This window comes from Xanthomonas sp. 60, assembly GCF_011761925.1.
The window spans coordinates 386,980-408,325 of sequence record NZ_JAASQW010000002.1; the positions used below are offsets into that span (position 1 = coordinate 386,980).

Sequence of the window (21,346 nt, forward strand, 5' to 3'; positions counted from 1 at the left end):
CTGCAACGCTAGCGTCCGGGGTCAGGCAAGTCCAGTTCCGGCGACCGATGACCGGATCCTGTCAAAGTGATATGTTATATCCTTTCTGATCCATCGAGCCGCTGCGTCCGCATGTCCCCACCCGCTTCTCCCCGCCTGGCCTCCATCGACCAGCTGCGTGGCACCGTGATGCTGCTGATGCTGCTCGACCATGTGCGCGAAACGTTCTACATGACGCATCAGGTGTCCGACCCGATGGACGTGGCCGACGTCTCGCCGGCGCTGTTCGCCTGCCGCCTGCTCGCCCACCTGTGTGCACCGGTGTTCGTGCTGCTGACGGGCCTGTCCGCCTGGCTGTACGGACAGCGCCATGCCGACCCACGGCGGGCGATCGCCGGTTTCCTGCTCACGCGTGGCCTGTTCCTGGTAGTGCTTGAGCTCACCCTGGTGGGTTTCGCGTGGACGTTCCAGTTCCCCCCCGACACGATCTACCTGCAGGTGATCTGGGCCATCGGCCTGAGCATGGTCGCGCTGGCCGCACTGGTCTGGCTGCCGCGGGCGGTCCTGCTGCCGCTGGCGGTGCTGCTGGTGGCCGGGCACAACCTGCTTGACGGCGTTCATGTGGAGGGCAACGGCGTGCTGGCGGTGCTGTGGAAAATACTGCACCAGCGGGACTGGATCATCCTCGGTGACGGGCTGCGCGCGCGGACCTCGTATCCGCTGCTGCCGTGGATCGGCGTGATCGTGCTCGGTTACCTGATGGGACCGTGGTTCGCGCGCGACCGCGAGCCGGCGCAGCGCCGGCGCTGGCTGCTCGGCGCCGGCCTGGGCGCGCTGAGCGCCTTCGTGCTCCTGCGCGTGCTCAACGGTTACGGCGATGCGCCGTGGAGCGTGGAGGACACCCCGGTGCAGACGCTGATGAGCATGCTCAACCTCACCAAGTATCCGCCGTCGCTGCTGTTCCTGCTGGCAACGCTGGGCGTGGGCCTGCTGCTGCTGCGGCTGTATGAGGTGCCGGCGCTGTCGCGCGCGTTGCAGCCCCTGGCACAGATCGGTGCGGCGCCGATGTTCTTCTACCTGCTGCATCTGTACGTGCTGAAGCTGATGTACCTTGCCGCACTGGCCGCATGGGGCCCTACGGTGGGCGATCTGTACGCGGTGGAATCGGTGGCGGCCCTGCTGCTGATCAGTGCGCTGCTGGCGCTGCTGCTGTACCGGCCGACACGCGCGTTCGCCGCCTTGAAGGCGCGCCGACGCGACATCGCCTGGCTGCGCTACCTGTAACCGCCGGTACTACCCAGGCGCGGGCATGACCGTGATACTGGCGGCTTCCCGCTTGCTGCCCGCCGATGACCGCCACTGCTTCCGACGATTTCCTGGGTCATCCCAAGGGTGTCTACGTCTGCTTCTTCACCGAGATGTGGGAGCGCTTTTCCTTCTATGGAATGAAGGCGCTGCTGCTGCTCTACCTCACCAAGTACCACCTGTTCGACGACCGCGCCGGCCTGGACCTGCTCGGCGCCTACGGGGGACTGGTGTACTGCATTCCGGTGTTCGGCGGCCTGCTCGCCGACCGTTGGCTGGGCATGCGGCGCGCGGTGGTGTTCGGCGGCCTGCTGCTGGTGCTCGGCCATCTGGGCATGGTCTTCGAGGGCCACGCGGCCTACCGGCAGGACGGGGGCGTGGTGCGCGATACCGGCGCATTGATGGTCACCTATCTGTCCCTGGCGCTGATCATCATGGGCGTGGGGTTCCTGAAACCGAACATTTCCACCATCGTCGGCAGGCTCTACGCCGAGGACGATCCACGCCGCGATTCCGGCTTCTCGCTGTTCTACGCCGGCATCAACCTCGGCGCGCTGTTCGCTTCGCTGATCTGCGGCTTTCTCGGCGAGGCCTATGGCTGGCGGTACGGCTTCGGCGCGGCCGGCATCGGCATGCTGGCCGGCCTGGGGATGTTCCTGTGGGGGCAGAAGTACCTGCACGGCCATGCCGAACCGCGCGATCGTCTTGCCCTGCGGCAGCGCATCGCCGGCGTACCGCGTGAGTGGCTGATCTATCTGGCCGCAGTGCTGGCGGTGGTACCGCTGGCCGCGCTGATGTGGGCCGCCGCCAACGGGGCGTTCGCCCTCGGCGGGGAAATCAGCCTGGCGCTGCTGCTGATGCTGGTGGTGCTGGGCGGCGTCCTGGTCTGGTTCGCATGGTTCACCGGCACCCGCTGCACGCCCGTGCAGCGCCGGCAGATGATCGCGCTGATGGCCCTGATCGTGATGGCGCTGGTGTTCTTCACCCTGTACGAGCAGACCTACGGCTCATGGGTCACCTTCACCGATCGGCTGCTGACCAAGGACATCGTGCCCTCGCTGGTGATCACCGGAGGTACCCCGCTGCCCTGGTCGATCCTGTCGCTGGCGCTGGCACCGCTGGCGTTCGTGGCCAGCGCGCGCCTGTCCGAACGCGCTCCCGGCTCGGCGTTGCCACGCCAGGTGTTCATCGCCGTCAGTGCGCTCATCGTGGTGCTGCTGGTCCGCGACTGCCTGGTGATTCCGCAGACGGCCGGCTCGCTGACTTACCTGGGCGGCCTGTTCCTGGTCCTGCTGGCGCCGTTGTTCGCAATGCTCTGGGCCTGGCTCGACCGCCGCCGCGCCGAACCCGGCAAGGCAGTGAAATCGGCCTTCGGCCTGGTCCTGGGCGCGCTGGCCTTCGTGCCGCTGGCGCTGGCCGCCCAGCAGGTCGGTGCCACCGGGCAGATGGCCAGCGTGTGGTGGCTGGTGCTGGCGTATTTCCTGCTGGCGAGCGGCGAGATGTGCCTGTCGCCTGTCGGCCTGTCCGCCGTGAGCCAGCTGGCCGTGCCGCGCGTGGTGAGCCTGATGATGGGCACCTGGTTCCTGGCCACCGCCTTCTCCGAAACCCTGGCCGCCCAGTTCGGCAAGCTCGCCGCAGTGGACAGCGTGGAAGGCCAGGCGCTGGACCTGGCGGCCATGTCGACCCGCTACGCCGACCTGTTCTGGCTGATGACGGGGATCGGGCTGGGCTGCGCGCTGCTGGCCTTCGTCAGTGCCCCGCTGCTGAAACGGATGATGCACGGCGTCAGATGATCCCGGGATGCGGGGACGGGCCTTCACCCCGTGGCGGGGCCCTCCCCTTCTCGCGCGCTGTCAGGGCGCTTTCCCTTCCCCTGCGGCCGCAGGCGCCTGCGCCGTGTCGCCACCCAGGTTCTGCGAAAGAAACGCCAGCAGCTTGCCGTAGTACGCGCGGCGGTGGGCATCGACGTAGAAGCCATGCCCTTCGCGGGGGTAATACAGGCTCTCCACCGGCACGCCTGCCCGCTTCAGCGCCGCTTCCATGCGTTCGGTGTGCTGCACCGGCGCGCGCTGGTCTTCGCCGCCCGCGGCGAGGAATACCGGCACCCTGATCTGGGCGGCCAGGTTCACCGGGGACACGGCGCGTACCTTGTCCACTGGGCCGAGCCACTCGCGCAGGTAGGTTTCGCCGGACATGTGCTGCTGGATGTCGCCGCGGCTGTGCATCATCGGCAGGTCGTACACCCCGACATAGCCGGCCGCGCAGCGGTACAGATCAGGCTCTTTGGCCGCCCCCATCAACGCGGCGTAGCCGCCATAGCTGGCCCCGTAGATGCACACGCGTGACGCATCGGCGATGCCGTCGCGGATCGCCCAGCGGGTGGCATCGGTCAGATCGTCCTGCATCGCCTGGCCCCACTGCTGCGAGCCGGCCTGGGTATGGGCCCGGCCATAGTTGCCAGAGCCGCGGTAGTTCAGCTGCAGCACGGCATAGCCGGCCGCGGCCAGCAGCTGCGATTCGCGATCATAGGTTCCATCGTCGAACACCGAAAACGGTCCGCCGTGCGGCAGCACGACCATTGGCAGCTTTTTCGCCTCCTGCCCGTGCGGGGTCGTCAGGTAGCCGTGCAATGCCAGGCCATCGCGCGCTTTCACGGTAATGGGTCGCACCAGCGCGGCCTTGGCCGGATCGATCCAGCTGCTGCGGCTCACCACGTGCCGGGCAGCCTTGGCGGTCTGGTCGTAGATGAAGAAATCGCCCGGATTGCGCGCCGAGAATGTCTCCACCAGCAGCTTGTCGCCCTCGCGGGTGCTGGAGGCCACGAACACCGCGTTGCCGTCGAACGCCGCCTCCAGGCTGCGGTAGAGCCGCGCATCGGCCGAGCTTTCGTCGAAGAACCGCGTGCGCGGCGTGTCGCCCAGGAACAGCGCGCCCACCGGGATGGCGGTACCAGGCCGATGGATCACCCGCGCCGGGTCCACCACGGGGTCGCGCAGCAACGTACGGCGCTCGCCACTGACCGGATCCCAGCTGACGATCGCGTCCGGCCCCTGCGGCTGCTCGGCGATCAGGTAGGCCAGCGCACCGTCTTCGGAGAATCCGATCGCGCGCTCGATGCGGTGGGTCACCGCCTCATCGTTGACCAGTTTCCAGTTCTCGTTGTTGCGGTCGCGGTAGTAGAGCTTGTTGATGTTGTCCGAACCGGCGCCCAGCGCGAAGCGCGCGTTGCCTGCGGCGTCGGTGGTGAAGCGCGCCCGCTGTACCGGTGAACGGGTGACCGGGATGCGGCGGCCGCTGGTGACGTCCATGCGCTCCAGGCGGGTGTACGGATCGCCGTTGAAGGACGACACCGCGATCAGCACGTGCTTGTCGTCGCCGGGCAGGTCGTCACTGAGGAAGGCGGCGACCGCCTCGGCTTTCTTGCCCGAAATGCGCGTGCCCGTGTGGCCGCCCGTCACCCGGTAACCGACCAGCAGCTCGCCACTGCTGGTGTTGGCCCGCAGCGAGTACAGCTCACCGGTCGGTTGCGGCTGATCGAGCGAGCCGAGCTTCTGCCCCAGCTCGATCAGCACGCGGTCATTGCTGACCCAGTCGAAGCGCGCGGCGTGGTTGTTCTCCGGGGGAACGAACCGGCCCACGATCTGCCCGTCGGCGACGCGGAGGATCGCCACCGCGGTGGATTTCTCCAGGGGAATGGTCGCCGCGTAGTAGTCCCCGCCCGGTGACAGCCGCAGGTCGGTGAAACTGTCACGCTTGAGGTACGCATCCAGGTCCACGTCCCCCGCCACAGCGCCGTACGGCATCACGCAGGCGGCCAACAGCGCCGCCAGAATCGTCTTTCGCATCCTTCTCTCCCATGCAGACACCCTGTCCGCCTTGCACAAGTCTAAGCGGCAGGTGAACGATGCAAAACAGCTGGACACGAAAAAGGGCGGCACCGTCGCCGGTACCGCCCCTGCACACCACACCTTGGAGAGAGTGGAATCAGTGCACGCCGCGGAACGCGAGCGCCAATGCAAGCACGCTCAGGATCACCGCGATCGTGCCATCGAGCACGCGCCACGTGCCTGGCTTGTTGAACAGCGGTGCGAGCAGGCGCGCACCCAGGCCCTGCGCGGTCAACCACAGGCAGCTTGCCGTCACCACGCCGGCGGCGAACGCCATGCGGGCATTGCCGAAGTTTTCCGCGATCGAGCCGATCACCATCATGTCGAGCCAGAAATGCGGGTTGATGAGGGAGAAGCCGACGGCCGCCAGCAGCACCGCGCGGCGGCTGCCATCGTCACTGTCGGCTTCGCCCATGCCACCGCCACCGGCCACGGCACGGCGCGCGGACTTCAGCGCGTACCACGCCAGGAAGGCCACGCCGGTCCACAGCACCGCGGTGGTCAGCCACGGCAGCGCGCTGGTCAGCGTGCGCAGGCCGGCCACGCTGGCGAAGATGAAGATCGCATCGATGGCCGCACAGGTCGCCACGACCGGCACGATGTGCTTGCGCAGGATGCCCTGGCGCAGGATGAAGGCGCTCTGCGCACCGACCACGGCGAACAGGCCGACGCCCGTGGCAGCGCCACTGAACCAGGCGCCGAGGCCGGCGCTGGCGGAAATGATGGAGAACATGACGATGACCCTGGTAACTGATGGGGACGGTGCCTCGCGAAGGCGGACAGCACCGGAACGGGGAGTATTGTCGCGTTGCACCATTCAAAAGCACAGCTAAACTTACTAAGGTCACATTAGAGGAACTTAATCATGCGCATCGACCATGCCCAGCTCCGGGCGCTGGCGGCCGTCATCCGCGAGGGCAGCTTCGATCGCGCCGCGCAGGCGCTGAACGTCACGCCTTCGGCGATCTCGCAGCGGGTGAAAGCGCTGGAAGACCGCATCGGGCGCCTGCTGGTGAAGCGTGGCACGCCCGCCAGCGCAACGGCCGAGGGCCAGCTGCTGGTCCAGCTCGCCGAGCAGACCGCGCTGCTGGAGCACGATGCGCTGCACCGCATGGGGTTGGCCGACGAGGACCTGCCGCAGGCCAGCATTCCCGTGGCGGTCAACCATGACAGCCTGGAAACGTGGTTCCCACAGGCCGCCCAGCTGTTCGCCCAGCGCACCGGCACCACGCTGGACCTGCGCGTGGAGGACCAGGACCACACCGCCGACCTGCTGCGCCAGGGCATCGTGCTGGGGGCGGTGACCACGCTGGACGAACCGGTGCAGGGCTGCCAGATCCATGCGCTGGGCAGCATCCGCTACGCGGCGACGTGTACGCCAGCCTTCCGCGAGCGCTATTTCGGCAAGGGCGTCACCGCGCAGGCGCTGGCCGTGGCCCCGGTGCTGGTGTTCAACCGCAAGGACGACATGCAGGCGCGTTTCTCCCGGCGCCTGTCCGGCGATGACCGGCCCTCGGCCGCGCCGACCTGGTGGATTCCCTCCACCCGCGCGTTCGTGCAGGCCAACCTCGGCGGCGTCGGCTGGACGATGAACCCGCTGCCGCTGGTGAAGCGGCACCTGGACGCTGGCCGGCTGGTCCACGTGCGGCAGCGCGCGTGGGAGGACGTGCCGCTGTACTGGCAGCACTGGAAAGGGGACGTGCAGACCATGGCGCTGCTGACCGAGGCCGTGCTTGAGGCGTCCAGAGCCTTGATCCGGACACGGCGATGAAGGCTCGCGCGCCCCTGTGGGCACCCTTGCACGGGTCAGCAACCTGACCTGCACGACGGTGGGCAGGATGCTGCGTCGCACCAAATCAGGACCGGAAGCGGGTAAAATCCGTCAATAGCGTACGTGTCGAGCATTGATCTGACGGCTTTTAACAGCCCGTCGGGGGCCCGCACGCATTCTTGATTCCCTCCCCCAAGACGGATCCATTTCTCCCATGAAAAAGTTTGGCAAGGCTCTCCTCGCCCTGCTCGTGCTGCTGTTGCTGGTGTCCGTACTGTTCCTGTACTGGCCGCTGCACCAGCGCTCGGTGCCGGCGGCCAGCAACGATAAACCGGTCGATGTCGTGCTCGTCGGCGCCGGCATCATGAGCATCACCCTGGCGACCTACCTGCAGGAACTGCAGCCGGACTGGAACATCCAGGTCTACGAGCGCCTTGACGGCGTGGCCGAGGAAAGCTCGGACGGCTGGAACAATGCCGGCACCGGCCATTCGGCATTCGCCGAACTCAACTACACCCCGGAACTGCCCGACGGCAGCATCGAGACGAAGCGCGCTGTCGGCATCGCCGAGCAGTTCGAGATCTCGCGCCAGTTCTGGTCGCACCAGGTCCGCGAAGGCCGCCTGAGCACGCCGAGCGATTTCATCAATCCAACGCCGCACATGAGCTTCGTCTGGGGCAAGGAGAACATTGATTTCCTGCGCAAGCGCCAGCAGGCACTGGTGCGCAATCCGCTGTTCTACGGCATGCAGTACAGCGAGGACCCGGCCCAGATCAAACAGTGGGCGCCGTTGATGATGGAGGGTCGCGATCCGGCGCAGAAGGTGGCCGCGACCTGGATGCCCCTGGGCACGGACGTGAACTTCGGCGTGATCACCCGGCAGCTGACCGAAGGTCTCAAGCGCGCACCGAACTTCGGCCTGCACCTGGGCCATGAAGTGACGGCGTTGCGCCAGAACGAGGACAAGACCTGGAATGTGACGTTCAAGGACCTCAGCTCCGGCAAGGAAAGCACCACGCGCAGCCGCTTCGTCTTCATCGGGGCCGGTGGCGCCGCGCTGAAGCTGCTGCAGCTCTCCGGCATTCCCGAGTCACGTGATTACGCCGGCTTCCCGGTGGGGGGCCAGTTCCTCGCCTTCCAGGGCCAGGACGTGGCGTCGCGCCACGGCGTGAAGGCTTACGGCATGGCCGAGACCGGCTCCCCGCCGATGTCCGTGCCCCACCTGGATGCCCGCAAGCTGGATGGCAAGCCGGTGGTGCTGTTCGGGCCCTTCGCGCTGTACAGCACCAAGTTCCTCAAGCAGGGCTCGTGGTTCGACCTGTACGCTTCGGTCAACCACAACAACGTCGGACCGATGCTCAACGTCGGCAAGGACAACCTGGATCTGGTGCAGTACCTGGTGGGCCAGGCCCGGCTGGACGATGCCGACCGCCAGGCCGAGCTGGTCAAGTATTTCCCCAATGCGAAGCAGGAAGACTGGAAGCTGGTCACCGCCGGCCAGCGCGTGCAGATCATCAAGCGTGATCCACTGAAGGGTCCGGTACTGCAGTTCGGTACGGAAATCGTCACCGACAAGGATCACACGCTGGCAGCACTGCTTGGGGCCTCGCCGGGTGCCTCCACGTCGCCGCCGATCATGCTCGACCTGATGGCCAAGGCGTTCCCGGACGAGATGAAGGCCGGCTGGGAGCAGCGCCTGAAACAGATCGTGCCCTCGTACGGGCGCAAGCTCAACGAAAGCGCGGCGCTGACCAACGAAATCCGTTCGCTGACCAGCCAGTCGCTGAAGCTGCCCTACCTGGAGGTGCCCGCCGATGTCGGCGCCGGCACCCCGGCGGCGGTGCCGGCACCGGACCAGACCGTGCCGCCGCCGTCTCCGGACACGCGCCACGAGAACAAGGAACTGCAGGCCCTGTAAGCCGCCTGCCACCCTGCCAGGCAGTCTCTGCAACGGCCACCTTCGGGTGGCCGTTGTCGTTTCTGCCGCCTGCGCTGTCGCATATGCCACTGCGAATTGTAAACTTTTCGATAATCATTTACATTTGCGCCCGTTGCCCCCGGTCCTCCGGCGGGCCTGCCCGCCTGCAGACCCTTGTTGCCGGCCAGCCCTGAAAAAAAACGTGTCTGGCGCCCAAGCCGGCCACGCCCTGTCCGCCTTTCCCGACCTTATCAGCGACCCCACATGACTGCCTTCTCTTCGTTCCGCCCTGCTCCGCTGGCCGTGGCCTTGGTTGCCGCCCTGGCGGCCTCTCCCGTGTTCGCTGAGGCCAGCCTGCTGGCCGATGCCAGTGCATCGGCCACGGCCAAGACCCTGGACCAGGTCAGTGTGCACGGCAGCCGCGCAGTGCCTTCGAGCACCACCCGCCTGCCGATCACCCTGCAGGAAACGCCGCAGTCCACCAGCGTGATCGGACTGGAGCGCCTGCAGGACGAATCGCTTTTCAGCATCAACGATGTGATGCGCAACGTCACCGGCGTCAATGTCTCGTTCTATGACACCCAGCGCCCGCTGTACTACGCCCGTGGCTTTGCCATCACCGATTTCCAGGTTGACGGCCTGCCCACCTACAGCGGCGCGACCAACCAGGAATACGACACCGCCTTCTACGACCGCGTCGAAGTGATCCGCGGCGCCAATGGCCTGCTCAGCGGCGCCGGCGTGCCTTCGGCCACGGTCAACCTGCTGCGCAAGCGTCCGGGCAGGGAGTTCGACGCGTCCTTCGCCGTCAGCGCCGGCACCTGGGATTTCCGCCGGATGCAGGCCGACGTCACGGCGCCGCTGACCGCCGACGGGCGCTTCCGCAGCCGTGTGGTCGCCGCCTGGCAGGACAAGGACTTCTATTACGATCGCTACAGCGAGGACAAGATGTCCGGCATGGCGGTGCTGGAAGGCGACCTGACCGAGTCCACCACGGTCACCCTCGGCTTCCAGACACAGGACAACAACCCCACCGCAACGACCTGGGGCACGGTGCCGTTCTTCAACAGCGATGGCAGCTTCGCGCACCTGCCGCGCAGCACCAACCTGGCTCCGGACTGGGCGAAGTGGCAGCGCCAGACCAGCACCGCCTTCGCCAACCTGGAGCAGCGCTTCGGTGAGAACTGGCTGCTGAAGGTCAATACCGCCTACACGCGCGGCAACGTGCAGAACGTGCGCGTGTATGGCAGCGGCTACCCGGATCCGGCCACCGGTGCCGGCGTGTACCTGCTCGGTGCGGCCGGCGAGACCGACGACACCCGCAAGGGCGTGGACGTGTTCCTGTCAGGCACCTTCGGGCTGTTCGGCCGCGAGCATGACGTGGTGCTGGGCGGCAGCTTCTCCGACCTGCAGTCCACCGCCTGGACCATGACCCCGACCGGCGGCTGGCGCTACGACATTCCCAACATCCACACCTGGAACGGCGATGCCCCGGAACTGGTCGTCAGCCGCACCGGCGCGCACCGCGATGCACGCACCACCCAGCGCGGCGTGTATGCCTCCACGCGCCTGCGCCTGGCCGAACCGCTTTCGCTGATCGCCGGCGCGCGCCTGAGCTCGTGGGAAACCCGGACCCGTGCCTATAACGCGGCCAACCGGTACACCGCCACCAGCGGCGCCTACAAGGTCGATGACGAAGTCACGCCCTACGTGGGCCTGGTATATGACATCACGCCGAACGTCGCCGGCTATGCCAGCTACACCGAGATCTTCAACCCGCAGAACTACAAGGACAGGAACGAAAACCTGCTGGCGCCGGTGGAAGGCTCCAACCTGGAGGCGGGTCTCAAGTCGCAGTGGCTCAATGGCCGCTTCACCGCCAACGCGGCGGTGTTCGAAGCCCGGCAGGACAACTATGCCGTGCGCGATGCCAGCGTACCCGACGGCTCGCTGAGCGATGGCAGCTCGGCCTACATCGGCATCAACGGCACCAAGGCCCGCGGCTGGGAAATGGACCTCAATGGCGAAATCCTGCCGGGCTGGACGATCAATGCCGGTTTCACCCACGTCAAGGTCACCCGCGCCGCCACCGATCTGCTGTATGCGAACCTGCCGGAGGATTTCCTGCAGCTCAACACCAGCGTGCGGCTGCGCGGTGCGTGGGAGCGGCTGACCCTGGGCGGCGGCGTGCAGTGGCAGAGCAAGGTGCAGGCATTCAACGTGCCCTACCCGACCGGCGGCACGGTCACCGTGAACCAGCCGGCGTACGCGCTGGTGCAGTTCAACGCCAACTACCGCATCAGTGACAGCTGGACGGCCACGCTCAGCGTGCGCAACGCGCTGGACAAGACCTACTGGGCCAACCTGGACTACAACAATTACGGCGAGCCGCGCTTCGTCGCCTTCAGCCTGCGCTGGCGGTACTGAGCACAGGCCGGGTGGCGCGTGGAGGGGCGGATCCTCCACGCTCCACCGGCAGCCGCATGACACAATGCGCGCTGCACGCACGAAGAAGAACGACACCATGATGCACAACGTGATTTTCGATACGGACCCGGGCGTCGACGACGCCCTGGCCCTGCTGTACCTGCACAAGCACCCGCAAGTGAACCTGCTGGCCGTTACCACCGTGTTCGGCAACGCCGCTGTGGCGTCCACCACCCACAATGCGCTGTTCCTGAAGCAGGCGTGGGGCTTCGATGCGCCGGTGGCCCGAGGCGCTGCCGGCCCGCTGCAGCCGGAGGCGCAGCCCGAAGCCTGGCCGGTGCACATCCACGGCGACAACGGCCTCGGCAACCACCCGGTGCCTGCGCAGCTGGACGTCAGCGCGGACCCGCGCCCGGCCCATCAGCTGATCATCGACATGGTGCGCGCGCAGCCCGGGCAGATCACCCTGGTCGCCGTGGGCCGCATGACCAACCTCGCCCTGGCCCTGCACCACGCGCCGGAGATCGCTTCGCTGGTGCGGAGCGTGGTGATCATGGGCGGTGCCTTCCATGTCAACGGCAACATCACCCCGGCGGCGGAAGCCAACATCTGGGGCGATGCCGAAGCGGCGGACATCGTATTCACCGCCAGCTGGCCGCTGATCGCCATCGGCCTGGATGTCACCACGCAGGTGGAGATGGATCGCCACGGACTGGATGCGCTCGCCCACGTCGGTGGCGCCGATGCCGACCTGGTCCGCGCGCTCTCGCAGGACTACGTGGATTTCTACCTGCAGGCCGGTCACAAGGGCATGGTGGTGCACGACTGCTGCGCGTGCATCGCCCTGACCCGCCCGGAGCTGTTCGAGTACGAGCACGCCAGCGTGCGCGTGGCCACCGATGGCGTGGCGCGCGGCATGACCATTCCCAAGCCGGCCGGCATGGCGTTCGGCCCGAGCGTGTGGGACGGCCAGGCGATGCAGTCCATCGCCATCGGCGTGGATGCCGCAGCGGTGCTGGCGGACATCGAGAAGACCCTGGCGCTGTGAGGGTCGCGCCGCCCGGCGCTACGGCGTCGGGCGGGTTTCCGGCAGGCGCCACAGCACCGGCAGCACCAGCACCGCCACGATCGCGATCATCGCCCCCGGTGCGGCGGACCACCCGCTGCGTTCCACCCACCACTGGGCCAGCCACGGCGTGGCCCCGCCGAATACCGCCGTGGCCATGGTCACGCCCAGCGCGAGCCCGCTCAGGCGCCCTTCGCCGGGGAACTGCTCGGCCGTGGCCGAGGCCGCCACCGCGCTGATGCCACCGGCCACGCAGGCCAGCACCACCGCCGCCACGATCACCCCTGCTTCGGTGCTATCGGCCATCAGTGCGAACAGCGAAAGGGGAAGCAGCGCCGAGAGCGCCGTCAATCCCAGCAGCACTGGACGCCGCCCCCAGCGGTCCGAGAGCAGCCCGAACACCGGCGTGGCGCCGATCACGGCTACGGCCGCCACCGTGGACAGCCACAGGGCCTGCCCTTCGCTGCGGCCGCTGGCATGCAGGAACGCCGGCACGTAGGTGATCCCCACGTAGTAGGTGATCGAGCCCAGCGCGGAGATCGCGAATGTCCTGGCCACCGCCCCCGGGTGGGTGCGCAGGATCTGCCGGATCGGTGAAGCCGGCACACTTCCCTCCCGTTTCTGCCGTTCGAACTCGGGCGATTCATGCATGCCCGAGCGGGCAAGCAGGATGAGCAGGGCCAGCGCCGCGCCGACGAAGAACGGGATGCGCCAACCCCAGCCGTCCAGATCGGCCTGCGGCAACAGCGCCACCGTCAACGCGGACAGCGCCACCGCCAGCAGCGCGCCCACTTCGCTCGCGGCCGAGGCCAGCGAAGTCACCAGGCCACGACGCTGTGGCGGCGCACTTTCAAGCAGGTAGGCCACCACGCCGGTGTATTCCCCGCCTACGGAGAAGGCCATCACGCAGCGCAGGACCAGCAGCATCACCCCCGCACTGGCACCGATCTGCGCATGGGTGGGCAGCAGCGCGGTGGCGAGCATCGCCGCAGCCATGAGCGCCATCGACGCGAGCAGCATCCAGCGGCGTCCGAGGCGGTCGCCAAGGTGACCAAAGCACAGCGCTCCCAGCGGTCGCATCAGATAGGAGACCGCGAAGCCGGCCAGCGTTGTGAGCAGTGCCTGCTCACCGCCGCCGAAGAACACGCGCGAAAGGACTGTGGCGAAGTAGAGATACAACGTGAAGTCATACCACTCCACGGCGGTGGAGAGTCCTGCGATCCAGATCGAGCGTTGCCGCATCGACGCCATGTAAGACTCCATTTCCCTAATGGGATATCAGCCTTCGCAGCAGAGCCGCGTCGGAATTAACGACCCTGTCACAGAACACGCCGTTGAAAGCGTTGCCTTCCGTCTATGCCGCATTGCGGTGTCATCTTAACTCCCGGCAATCCCTTCCTGATCACCCCCTGGCGATATCGGTAGATGCGCCGCTCCGCTGCGTGAAGGGCCAGCAACGCGCTCGAACTTTCAGCGTATCTATCCATTTCATTCCATTGATAGAAAACCCTTAGTTTTGGTCTGAAAAACTGCGCACTTTGTCACTCAGCCGCGTTGATTCGCGCTCCTAGACTCCAGCCTCCCTTGCTCGATACGGACGCTGTTCCATGACGCAGAATTCCTTGAACGTACATGCGCTGGCTACCGCAGGCTGGCCCACCCGACAGCTGCTGGAACATCCCCATCCTGGCATCAGCCAGCTGAGTCATGGCCCGGAAGCCACGCCAGCCTTCGCCAGCGTCACTGAGGCGTTCGAGCATCAGGTGCGCGTGCATCCAGAGGTCGTCGCTGCCAGACACGGCGATCAGCAGATGACTTACGCCGAACTCGACCGCCATGCCGAAGCACTGGCCCAGGCACTGACCGAGGCAGGCGTTCGTCCGGGAGATGCGGTGGGAGTGTTCGTCGTGCGCTCGCTGCCGATGCTGGTGGGCATCCTGGCGGTGCTGAAGGTCGGGGCTGCCTACGTTCCGCAGGACATCCGCATCACGCCACCGGCCACGCTCGCACGGATTGTCGGCCATGCGCAGTGCCGCGTCGTCCTTTGCATGCGCGGAACGGCGCGGATCGAGGGACTCGCGCCCGACGTCCCGCAGTTCGTGATCGAAGATGTGATGACCGATCGTGGAGAGGCCGCCAGCACGCGTCCGCAGCGCCTGCGTCCGGCCCATCCAGCCGGGCTTTGCATGATCCTTTTCACCTCGGGCACGACGGGCACGCCCAACGCCGTGCAGGTGAGCCATGACAATCTCTGCAACCTGCTGCTCACCGCACCCGGCAACCTCGGCATGCGCCCGGGCCTGCGGACCGGGCAGATGATGAACATCGCCTTCGACATGGCCGCCTGGGAGATCCTCGGCGCGCTGTGCAACGGGGCCACTCTGGTGATCCGCGGCAGCGATCTGCAGGCCTGCGCCGAGCAGGTGGAGGTGCTCATCGCCACCCCGGCGATGCTGGCCCGTATCGATCCTGACCGTTGCACGCGGGTGCAGGTCGTTGCGGTGGCCGGTGAAACCTGTCCGGAAGCACTGGCCCAGCGGTGGAGCGCGCGGTGCCGCTTCTACAACGGCTGCGGCCCCACCGAGACCACCATCGTCAACACCCTGCATCCGTTCGCCAGCGGCAGTCGCAGCGGTCTCGTCCCGATCGGCCGCCCCACGCCCAACAACACCGTCTACGTCCTCGATGACGACCTGCAACCCTGTGACGTGGGCGTGCCCGGAGAACTGTGGGCCGGTGGCCGCGGTATCACGCGTGGCTATCTGGATGATCCCGGACTGACGCAGCAGCGCTATCGTCCCGATCCTTTCCTTGGCGACGGCTGGCTGATGTTCCGCACGCGTGACCTGGCACGCTGGAACGCCGACGGCAATCTCGAGCATCTTGGTCGCGTGGATGACCAGGTCAAGATCCAGGGCTTCCGCGTGGAATTGGAAGCAATCTCGCGACTGCTTGAACGCCTGCCCGATGTGGACCAGGCAGTGACGCTGAAGACCCCTGACAACCAGCTTGCGGCCTTCGTCAGCCCGGATTCGGTGAACGTCGAGCGTGCCACCCGCCACCTGCAGAAACTGCTGCCCTACTACAGCGTGCCGCAGCGCGTGACGCCGCTGCCGCGGCTGCCCCTGACGCCACGCGGCAAGATCGACCGGGCCCCATTGCAACGGATGGCGGCCACGGCGGTTGTGGCGGATACGTCGTCCTCCAACGACCCGGAAGGCGCCGAGGACCCCCTCCCGGCGCCCCTGCCGCTGCGCCGACGCTGGCTGCATCTGCGCCTGTTCAGTCACTACAACCGCCTGTTCGCGCTGGTCTGCGTGCTGAATGTGTGTGCGGCGCTGCTGATCGCGGGCGATCCGCTGGCGTGGTCGGGCACCAGCATGAAACTGCTCTCACCGCCCGGACTGGTGGTGCTGAACATCGTGGTGGCGGTGCTCATGCGGCAGAGCCTGGTCATCAATGGTCTGTTCCGCCTGGCCACGCGCGCGCCCCTGCGATGGCCGCTCGCGGTGCGTCGTGAACTGGCGAAGGTCTACCACTTCGGCGGCCTGCACACCGGCTCTGCCACCGCTGCGCTGGCGTGGTTGCTGCTGACCGTGGTGCTGATGCTGCGCACGCCCGGCACACCCACGGCAGCACTGGCCAGCGCCACCGCGCTGCTGCTTCTCTGGACGGGCATGGCGCTGACCGCCCTGCCCCCCGTCCGACGCAAGATGCACAACCTGTTTGAGCACGTGCACCGCTTTGCGGGCTGGAGCAGCCTGGTCGCCAGCGCGTGGCTGGTCGTGGCCCTGCTGCCTGCGCCGCAGGGCCTGGATGCGTTGCTGCACGCGCCGGCGGCCTGGTTGCTGCTGCTGGCGACGGCGAGCGTGCTGTTGCCATGGCTCGGCCTGCGGCGCGTACCGGTACGGGCCGAACGGCTGTCCACCCATGCCGTCATCCTGCACCTGGCGCGGCGTCGCACGCCGTTCCCAGGATCCTCCAACGCCATCGCGCGCTCACCGCTCGGGCAATGGCACGGGTTCGCGTGCATCCCTTCGCCCGGCAAGCACCCGTTCCGGTTGATCGTCTCGCGGGCAGGCGACTGGACCGGCGAGCTCATCGATTCGCCACCTGCTCACGTCTGGATCCGCGGATTCACCACCGCAGGGGTCGCCAACGTCGAGACGCTGTTCCGCTCAGTGGTCTACGTCGCCACCGGCAGCGGCATCGGCCCGGTGCTGCCCCACCTGCTGGCGGGGCGTGTTCCCGCGCGCCTGGTCTGGTCGGCCCGCAGTCCGCGCCAGACCTATGGCGACGGCGTGGTCGAGGAGATCCTGCAGGCCGTGCCCGACGCCCTCATCTGGGATACGGCCGTGGACGGCAAGCCGGACCTGCTCGCGCTGGCGTGGCGCCTTGCGCGCCAGTCCCGTGCGGAGGCGGTGATCTGCATCTCCAACCAGCGCCTCACCCAGCTCGTCGTTGAAGGCTGCGAGGCGCGTGGCCTGCCTGCCTATGGCGCGATCTGGGATTCCTGAGCCGGGCCCTGCGTGCCCGCCCGGGCGCGCAGCGTCACCTGGGTGATCTCCGAAGGTACACCGATGCGTGCCGCGAAGCCTGGCCACAACCCGGCGCCATTGCTGACGTAGAGCGTCATCCCGTCCACCGCGTACCGGCCGGACACATAACCGCCGTTGGCGCGCTTCACCAGCTGGTCCATGCCGATGATGTGGCCCCCGTGAGTATGTCCGGAGAGCTGCAGCGCCACGCCGCGGGCGGCATTGCGGCGCGCCTGGCCAGGCCGATGATCGAGCAGGATGACCGGCGCCGCTGGATCAGCGCCCACCAACGCGGCGTCCAGGTCAGGCAGCGGCAGTCCATAGCGCGAGGCCACCGGATCGGTCACGCCCGCGATGGTCAGCGCCGCATCGCCGCGGCGCACCCGGGTGTGGCTGTTTTCCAGCACCGTCATGCCCAGCTGCCGGAAGGCCCGCATCCACTGCGCGTACTGCGCGTAATACTCATGGTTGCCGGTGATGGCGATAACGCCGTCCGCTGCGCGCAGGTCCGCGAAATGCCGTGCAGCGTCCGCCCGTGCGCTGACGTCACCGTCGATCAGGTCGCCGGTGATGACCACCAGGTCCGGCTGCAGCGCATTGGTCCGCGCAACGACACGGGCCAGCCAGTCGCCGGTGAGCAGGCGGCTGACATGGGTATCGGTGAGCTGCACCACGCGGTAGCCCTCGAACGCGGCGGGAAGTCCGTCCACCACCACATCAAGCGTGCGTACCTTGGGCACGGCCATGCCCTGGCTGACCCCGAACACCGCCAGCACCAGGGCGATGCCTGCACTTGCCGGCCGCAGCCAGCGCACACGCAATGCGCGGACTGCCCGCGCCGAGCGCAGCAGGCGCGCAAGCAGCAGCGCCGCGTCCAGCAGCAGCAGGAACAGGGCACCCAGCAGCAGGGCGGTAAAGCCGGTGGCCAGCACGGCGATGGCCATTTCCGGAATCTCCGGCGAAGCCATCGTGCCCGCGAACTGCGCCACGATGCGATGGTGCAGGGCCATGGCGAATACCAACAGGCCAAGCAGCAGGCGCACCGCCACTGGCAGGCGCAGCGGCCAGACCAGCCGAAGCACGATGTACAACGCGAGAACAGACGCAACGACGCTCAGCACAGGCAACTTCCCGGATCAGGCCAACGTAGGGAATGCGAGGGTACTAGGTTCGCGTGCACGCCGCCGCCGAGCCGCAGCCAGCGGCGATCGGTGGCCCGTGGGGGCGCCGGACATTCGCGCCGTCCCCGCTTTGTCCACCCCGGTACGGGAAATCACCGCGTGGAGCGGTGCGGCGGGGGCTGGGTGTGCCCACGACCGCCGGACACGCCTGACCCGTCTCGCCGTGCAGGTTCATCGCGACATTGCGCCGACACGCGGTGCGCCACCCTTGCCCGTCTGTCCCGGTTGGAAATGCCCCCTCATGAGCACTGTCTTCATCATCGGTGGCGCCGGCAAGGTCGGCCGGGCACTGGCCGCCCAGCTCGCCAGCCGCGGCCATCGCGTGCGTGCGCTCCATCGCAGCACCGCGCAGGCTGCGATGCTGCAGCAGCTGGGTGCAGTTCCCGTCGCCGGCGACCTGGTGGCGATGGATGCGCATGCGCTGGCCGAGCAGCTCGATGGCAGCGAGGTTCTGGTCTTCACTGCCGGTGCCGGCGGCAAGGGCGGCGTGGAGGCCACCCGTGCCGTCGACGGTGCGGGGCTGGAGAAGGCGGTAGCCGCCGCACGGCTGGCCGGTGTACGCCGGCTGCTGCTGGTATCCGCGTTTCCCGAAGCCGGCCGTGGCACGGTGGTTTCAGATACGTTCGAGGTCTACATGGCGGTCAAGAAGGCCGCCGAAGTCCACCTCGCCCAGTCCGACCTGGACTGGGTGATCCTGCGGCCGGGCACGCTGACCGACGCACCGGGCACGGGGCGGATCAACGCCGGTCCCGCCATCGCCTATGGCGAGATCGCGCGCGACGATGTCGCCGCCACGCTGCTGGCGCTGATCGAACGGCCGGCCATCAGCCGGGTGATCATCGAAGCGACGGCCGGCGACACCCCGATCGCCGAAGCGCTGGGCGGCTGAGCGGACCCTCCCTTGATGTTCAGGGCGCGCTGGACGGCCCCTGCAGTCGCGACTGCCACGACTCCACCTCGCCTTTCTCCAGCCGCCGCTGCAGCAGGTTCTTCCATGACGGGGGCAGCGGCAGGAGGCTCGCCTCGCGCAGCACCTCGGCGCGCAGCGCACGATCGAACAGCACGCTCATCAGGCGGCTCAGGGGCCACTCGGCACATGGACGCTCGATGACGGCCATCGTGTCACCGGCCCGCACCGTGCCCGGCTCCAGCACACGGTAGTACCAGCCCGTGCGCCCGCTGGACTGCATGGCCCGTGCGATCTCCGGATGGCCGAAGCGGTCGTTGAGTTTCCAGCAGGGCTGCCGCCCCTGCGACACCTGCAGGGTGGCCGTGCCTACGCGGATGACGTCGGCCAGATGGATGTCCGCCTCCGTCCAGCCGGTGCTGGAGAAGTTTTCACCGAACGCGCCCGCCGTCTCAAGGAGCGGATGCGCGTGGAGCCCGCGCCAGAATCCATAGTGTTCGAACGGATAGTGGTGGATGGCCTTGTCCGGCCCGCCATGCACGCGCCGGTCACCCTGCTCGTCGCCCTCGATGCCTTCGGCGTGCACGCACACGGGCCCAGGTACGGGGGATTTCGCGATGGCACTGAGGCTGCCCGGCCGCGTGTAGGGCACCGCGCGGCCGGTGAAGATCGCGGTGAGGTGGGTCCCGGAACAGTGCACGGTCATGGACGGTCGTCCTGCTGGGGAACAAGGGTCGACTCGTCGTCGGTGCGGTGTGCGAACATCGCATTTAGCTGCGCGCCCGTGGGTGCCGTGGCGACGGCATCGAAGGCACCCTGCTCGATGATCGCCCTAGAGGCATCCAGGAACCCGGCCCAGGCACTGCGCGCAAGGGAACCGCCAAGGCTGATCCGCCGCACGCCCAACGCCGCGGCTTCGCTGAAAGACATCGAGCCGGAAGCGCCCAGCAGCAGGTTGACGGGCAGGCCATTGGCGGCGGCCAACACCGCGCGGACCTGGTCGGGCGTGCGGATGCCGGGCGCATACAGCACATCGGCACCCGCATCGGCATATGCCCGCAGCCGCGTCACGGTGTCGTCCAGATCAGGACAACCAACAAAGAAGTTCTCCGCACGCGCCACCAGCATCACATCCGGCGCATGGCGATCGATGGCCGCGCGTGCCGCGCGCAGGCGTGCCACGGCATCGTCGAGCGTACGCAGCGGCTGCCGGGGATCACCGCTGGCATCTTCGATGGACAGCCCGGCCAGCCCGGTGTCCAGGGCCATGCGCACGCTCTCGTGCACGGCGTCCGGGTCCACGCCGAAGCCGTCTTCGAAATCCGCGTTCAAAGGCAGATCGGTAGCCCCGGCGAGCATGCGCAGGTGCGCGAGCACCTGATCGCGGCTCATCGCGCCATCGGCGTGGCCGCAGGACCACGCGTGCCCCGCGCTGGTCGTGGCCAGCGCTTTGAATCCCAACCCGGCCAACGCAACCGCGCTGCCCACATCCCACGGATTGGGCAGCACGAAACATCCGCGTTCGTGCAGCGCACGGAACGCTGCGCGGCGGGCCTGCAACGCCTGGTTCGTCATCGGAGCACCGTCACTTCGCTTTCAGGTGCGCCCATGATGCACGCCGCATGCCCCCTGCGGAGCGTGGCCATGCTGAAATACCGGCACGCATCCTGGAGCAACGAGGTGGCAATGGAGATTGAAATGGGCGCAGGCAACCCACGCACACCCGCCGCCGGGGACCGCGGCGACGGGCTCGAGCAGGGCCAGTGGCTCAACACCCCGGCCGAGCACGCGTTCGATGGCAGCGGTGCACTGCATCTGGTGACCGGCGCCAACACGGACTTCTGGCGCGAAACGCACTACGGCTTCACCCGCGACAGCGGTCATTTCCTGGGCATCCGCACCCCCTCCGCATTCACCTGCCAGCTGCGCATTCGTGGCACATACGAAGCCCTGTACGACCAGGCGGGCCTGATGGTGCGCGTGGATGCCCAGCGCTGGGTCAAGGCCGGTATCGAAGTGAATGATGGCCACGCAATGCTCAGCAGTGTGCGCACCGATGGGGGCTCGGACTGGGCCACCGCACCCTACGGCGATGATCCGGCGGACTTCTGGATGCGCGCCACCGTGTCCAATGCGGTGCTGCGCCTGCAGGTTTCCCGCGATGGCCGGCAGTGGCCCCTGGTGCGGCTGTGTCCCCTGCCCGCAGCATCGCATTACTGGGCCGGCCCGATGGCGTGCAGCCCGGAGCGCGGCGGATTGCGGGTGAGCTTCTCGGACTGGACGCTGGGGCCGGCGTCGCTGAAAGATCTGCACGATCTGACGTGAGCTGCGCCGTGCGGACATGAAAAAGCCGCGCACCCCGGTGGA

At 67.5% G+C, this 21,346-nt stretch carries 15 protein-coding genes; 9 read left to right on the plus strand and 6 right to left on the minus strand.

Annotated elements, in window-relative coordinates; genetic code table 11:
* The first annotated feature begins 111 nt into the window (after positions 1 to 111).
* A complete protein-coding gene (locus tag FHY09_RS05640; RefSeq protein WP_166925013.1) occupies positions 112 to 1,263 on the plus strand; it encodes a heparan-alpha-glucosaminide N-acetyltransferase domain-containing protein in 1,152 nt (383 codons plus the stop codon).
* Positions 1,264 to 1,328: 65 nt separating this feature from the next.
* Positions 1,329 to 3,077, plus strand: coding sequence for an oligopeptide:H+ symporter (locus FHY09_RS05645; RefSeq protein WP_166925015.1), 1,749 nt, complete (start codon positions 1,329 to 1,331; stop codon positions 3,075 to 3,077).
* A gap of 60 nt (positions 3,078 to 3,137) precedes the next feature.
* Here FHY09_RS05645 and FHY09_RS05650 read toward each other — a convergent pair whose 3' ends face one another.
* Together FHY09_RS05650 and FHY09_RS05655 are read right to left on the minus strand one after the other, a co-directional pair.
* The gene (locus tag FHY09_RS05650) at positions 3,138 to 5,129 is read right to left on the minus strand and encodes an alpha/beta hydrolase family protein (protein WP_166925017.1); all 1,992 of its coding nucleotides are present in this window, start codon (positions 5,127 to 5,129) and stop codon (positions 3,138 to 3,140) included.
* Positions 5,130 to 5,268: 139 nt separating this feature from the next.
* On the minus strand, positions 5,269 to 5,904 hold the full coding sequence (locus FHY09_RS05655) for a LysE family transporter (protein WP_166925019.1): 636 nt from the start codon (positions 5,902 to 5,904) through the stop codon (positions 5,269 to 5,271).
* Between the two features lie 132 nt (positions 5,905 to 6,036).
* Here FHY09_RS05655 and FHY09_RS05660 point away from each other — a divergent pair, with 132 nt between their 5' ends.
* The 4 genes from FHY09_RS05660 (at position 6,037) to FHY09_RS05675 (ending at position 12,335) form a co-directional block, all read left to right on the plus strand.
* A complete protein-coding gene (locus FHY09_RS05660) occupies positions 6,037 to 6,942 on the plus strand; it encodes a LysR family transcriptional regulator ArgP (protein ID WP_166925021.1) in 906 nt (301 codons plus the stop codon).
* Positions 6,943 to 7,156: 214 nt separating this feature from the next.
* Positions 7,157 to 8,860, plus strand: coding sequence for a malate dehydrogenase (quinone) (gene mqo / locus FHY09_RS05665; protein ID WP_166925023.1), 1,704 nt, complete (start codon positions 7,157 to 7,159; stop codon positions 8,858 to 8,860).
* 264 nt (positions 8,861 to 9,124) lie between these two features.
* A complete protein-coding gene (locus FHY09_RS05670) occupies positions 9,125 to 11,287 on the plus strand; it encodes a TonB-dependent siderophore receptor (protein ID WP_166925025.1) in 2,163 nt (720 codons plus the stop codon).
* A gap of 100 nt (positions 11,288 to 11,387) precedes the next feature.
* On the plus strand, positions 11,388 to 12,335 hold the full coding sequence (locus FHY09_RS05675; RefSeq protein ID WP_166925526.1) for a nucleoside hydrolase: 948 nt from the start codon (positions 11,388 to 11,390) through the stop codon (positions 12,333 to 12,335).
* An 18-nt stretch (positions 12,336 to 12,353) separates the two neighbouring features.
* Here the strand turns inward: FHY09_RS05675 and FHY09_RS05680 are convergent, their stop codons facing one another.
* On the minus strand, positions 12,354 to 13,604 hold the full coding sequence (locus tag FHY09_RS05680; RefSeq protein WP_166925028.1) for an MFS transporter: 1,251 nt from the start codon (positions 13,602 to 13,604) through the stop codon (positions 12,354 to 12,356).
* A 356-nt stretch (positions 13,605 to 13,960) separates the two neighbouring features.
* Here FHY09_RS05680 and FHY09_RS16350 point away from each other — a divergent pair, with 356 nt between their 5' ends.
* Entirely contained in the window at positions 13,961 to 16,870 is a 2,910-nt protein-coding gene (locus tag FHY09_RS16350) for an amino acid adenylation domain-containing protein (protein ID WP_208407571.1), read from the plus strand.
* Here the strand turns inward: FHY09_RS16350 and FHY09_RS05695 are convergent.
* Entirely contained in the window at positions 16,846 to 18,012 is a 1,167-nt protein-coding gene (locus FHY09_RS05695) for a metallophosphoesterase (protein ID WP_166925030.1), read from the minus strand. The genes FHY09_RS16350 and FHY09_RS05695 overlap by 25 nt on opposite strands.
* 301 nt (positions 18,013 to 18,313) lie before the next feature.
* Between FHY09_RS05695 and FHY09_RS05700 the strand changes: the two genes are divergently transcribed.
* Positions 18,314 to 18,961: an NAD(P)-binding oxidoreductase gene (locus FHY09_RS05700; protein ID WP_166925032.1), complete on the plus strand. Its 648-nt coding sequence runs from the start codon at positions 18,314 to 18,316 to the stop codon at positions 18,959 to 18,961.
* Positions 18,962 to 18,980: 19 nt separating this feature from the next.
* Here the strand turns inward: FHY09_RS05700 and FHY09_RS05705 are convergent, their stop codons facing one another.
* Positions 18,981 to 19,685 carry an MOSC domain-containing protein gene (locus FHY09_RS05705; RefSeq protein WP_166925034.1) on the minus strand — a complete coding sequence of 235 codons (705 nt, stop codon included), beginning with the start codon at positions 19,683 to 19,685 and terminating at the stop codon, positions 18,981 to 18,983.
* Positions 19,682 to 20,554, minus strand: coding sequence for an isocitrate lyase/PEP mutase family protein (locus FHY09_RS05710; protein WP_166925036.1), 873 nt, complete (start codon positions 20,552 to 20,554; stop codon positions 19,682 to 19,684). Before FHY09_RS05710 ends, FHY09_RS05705 begins: the two co-directional genes overlap by 4 nt.
* Positions 20,555 to 20,677: 123 nt before the next feature.
* Between FHY09_RS05710 and FHY09_RS05715 the strand changes: the two genes are divergently transcribed.
* The gene (locus FHY09_RS05715; RefSeq protein ID WP_456362723.1) at positions 20,678 to 21,304 is read left to right on the plus strand and encodes a DUF1349 domain-containing protein; all 627 of its coding nucleotides are present in this window, start codon (positions 20,678 to 20,680) and stop codon (positions 21,302 to 21,304) included.
* Positions 21,305 to 21,346 lie beyond the last annotated feature (42 nt).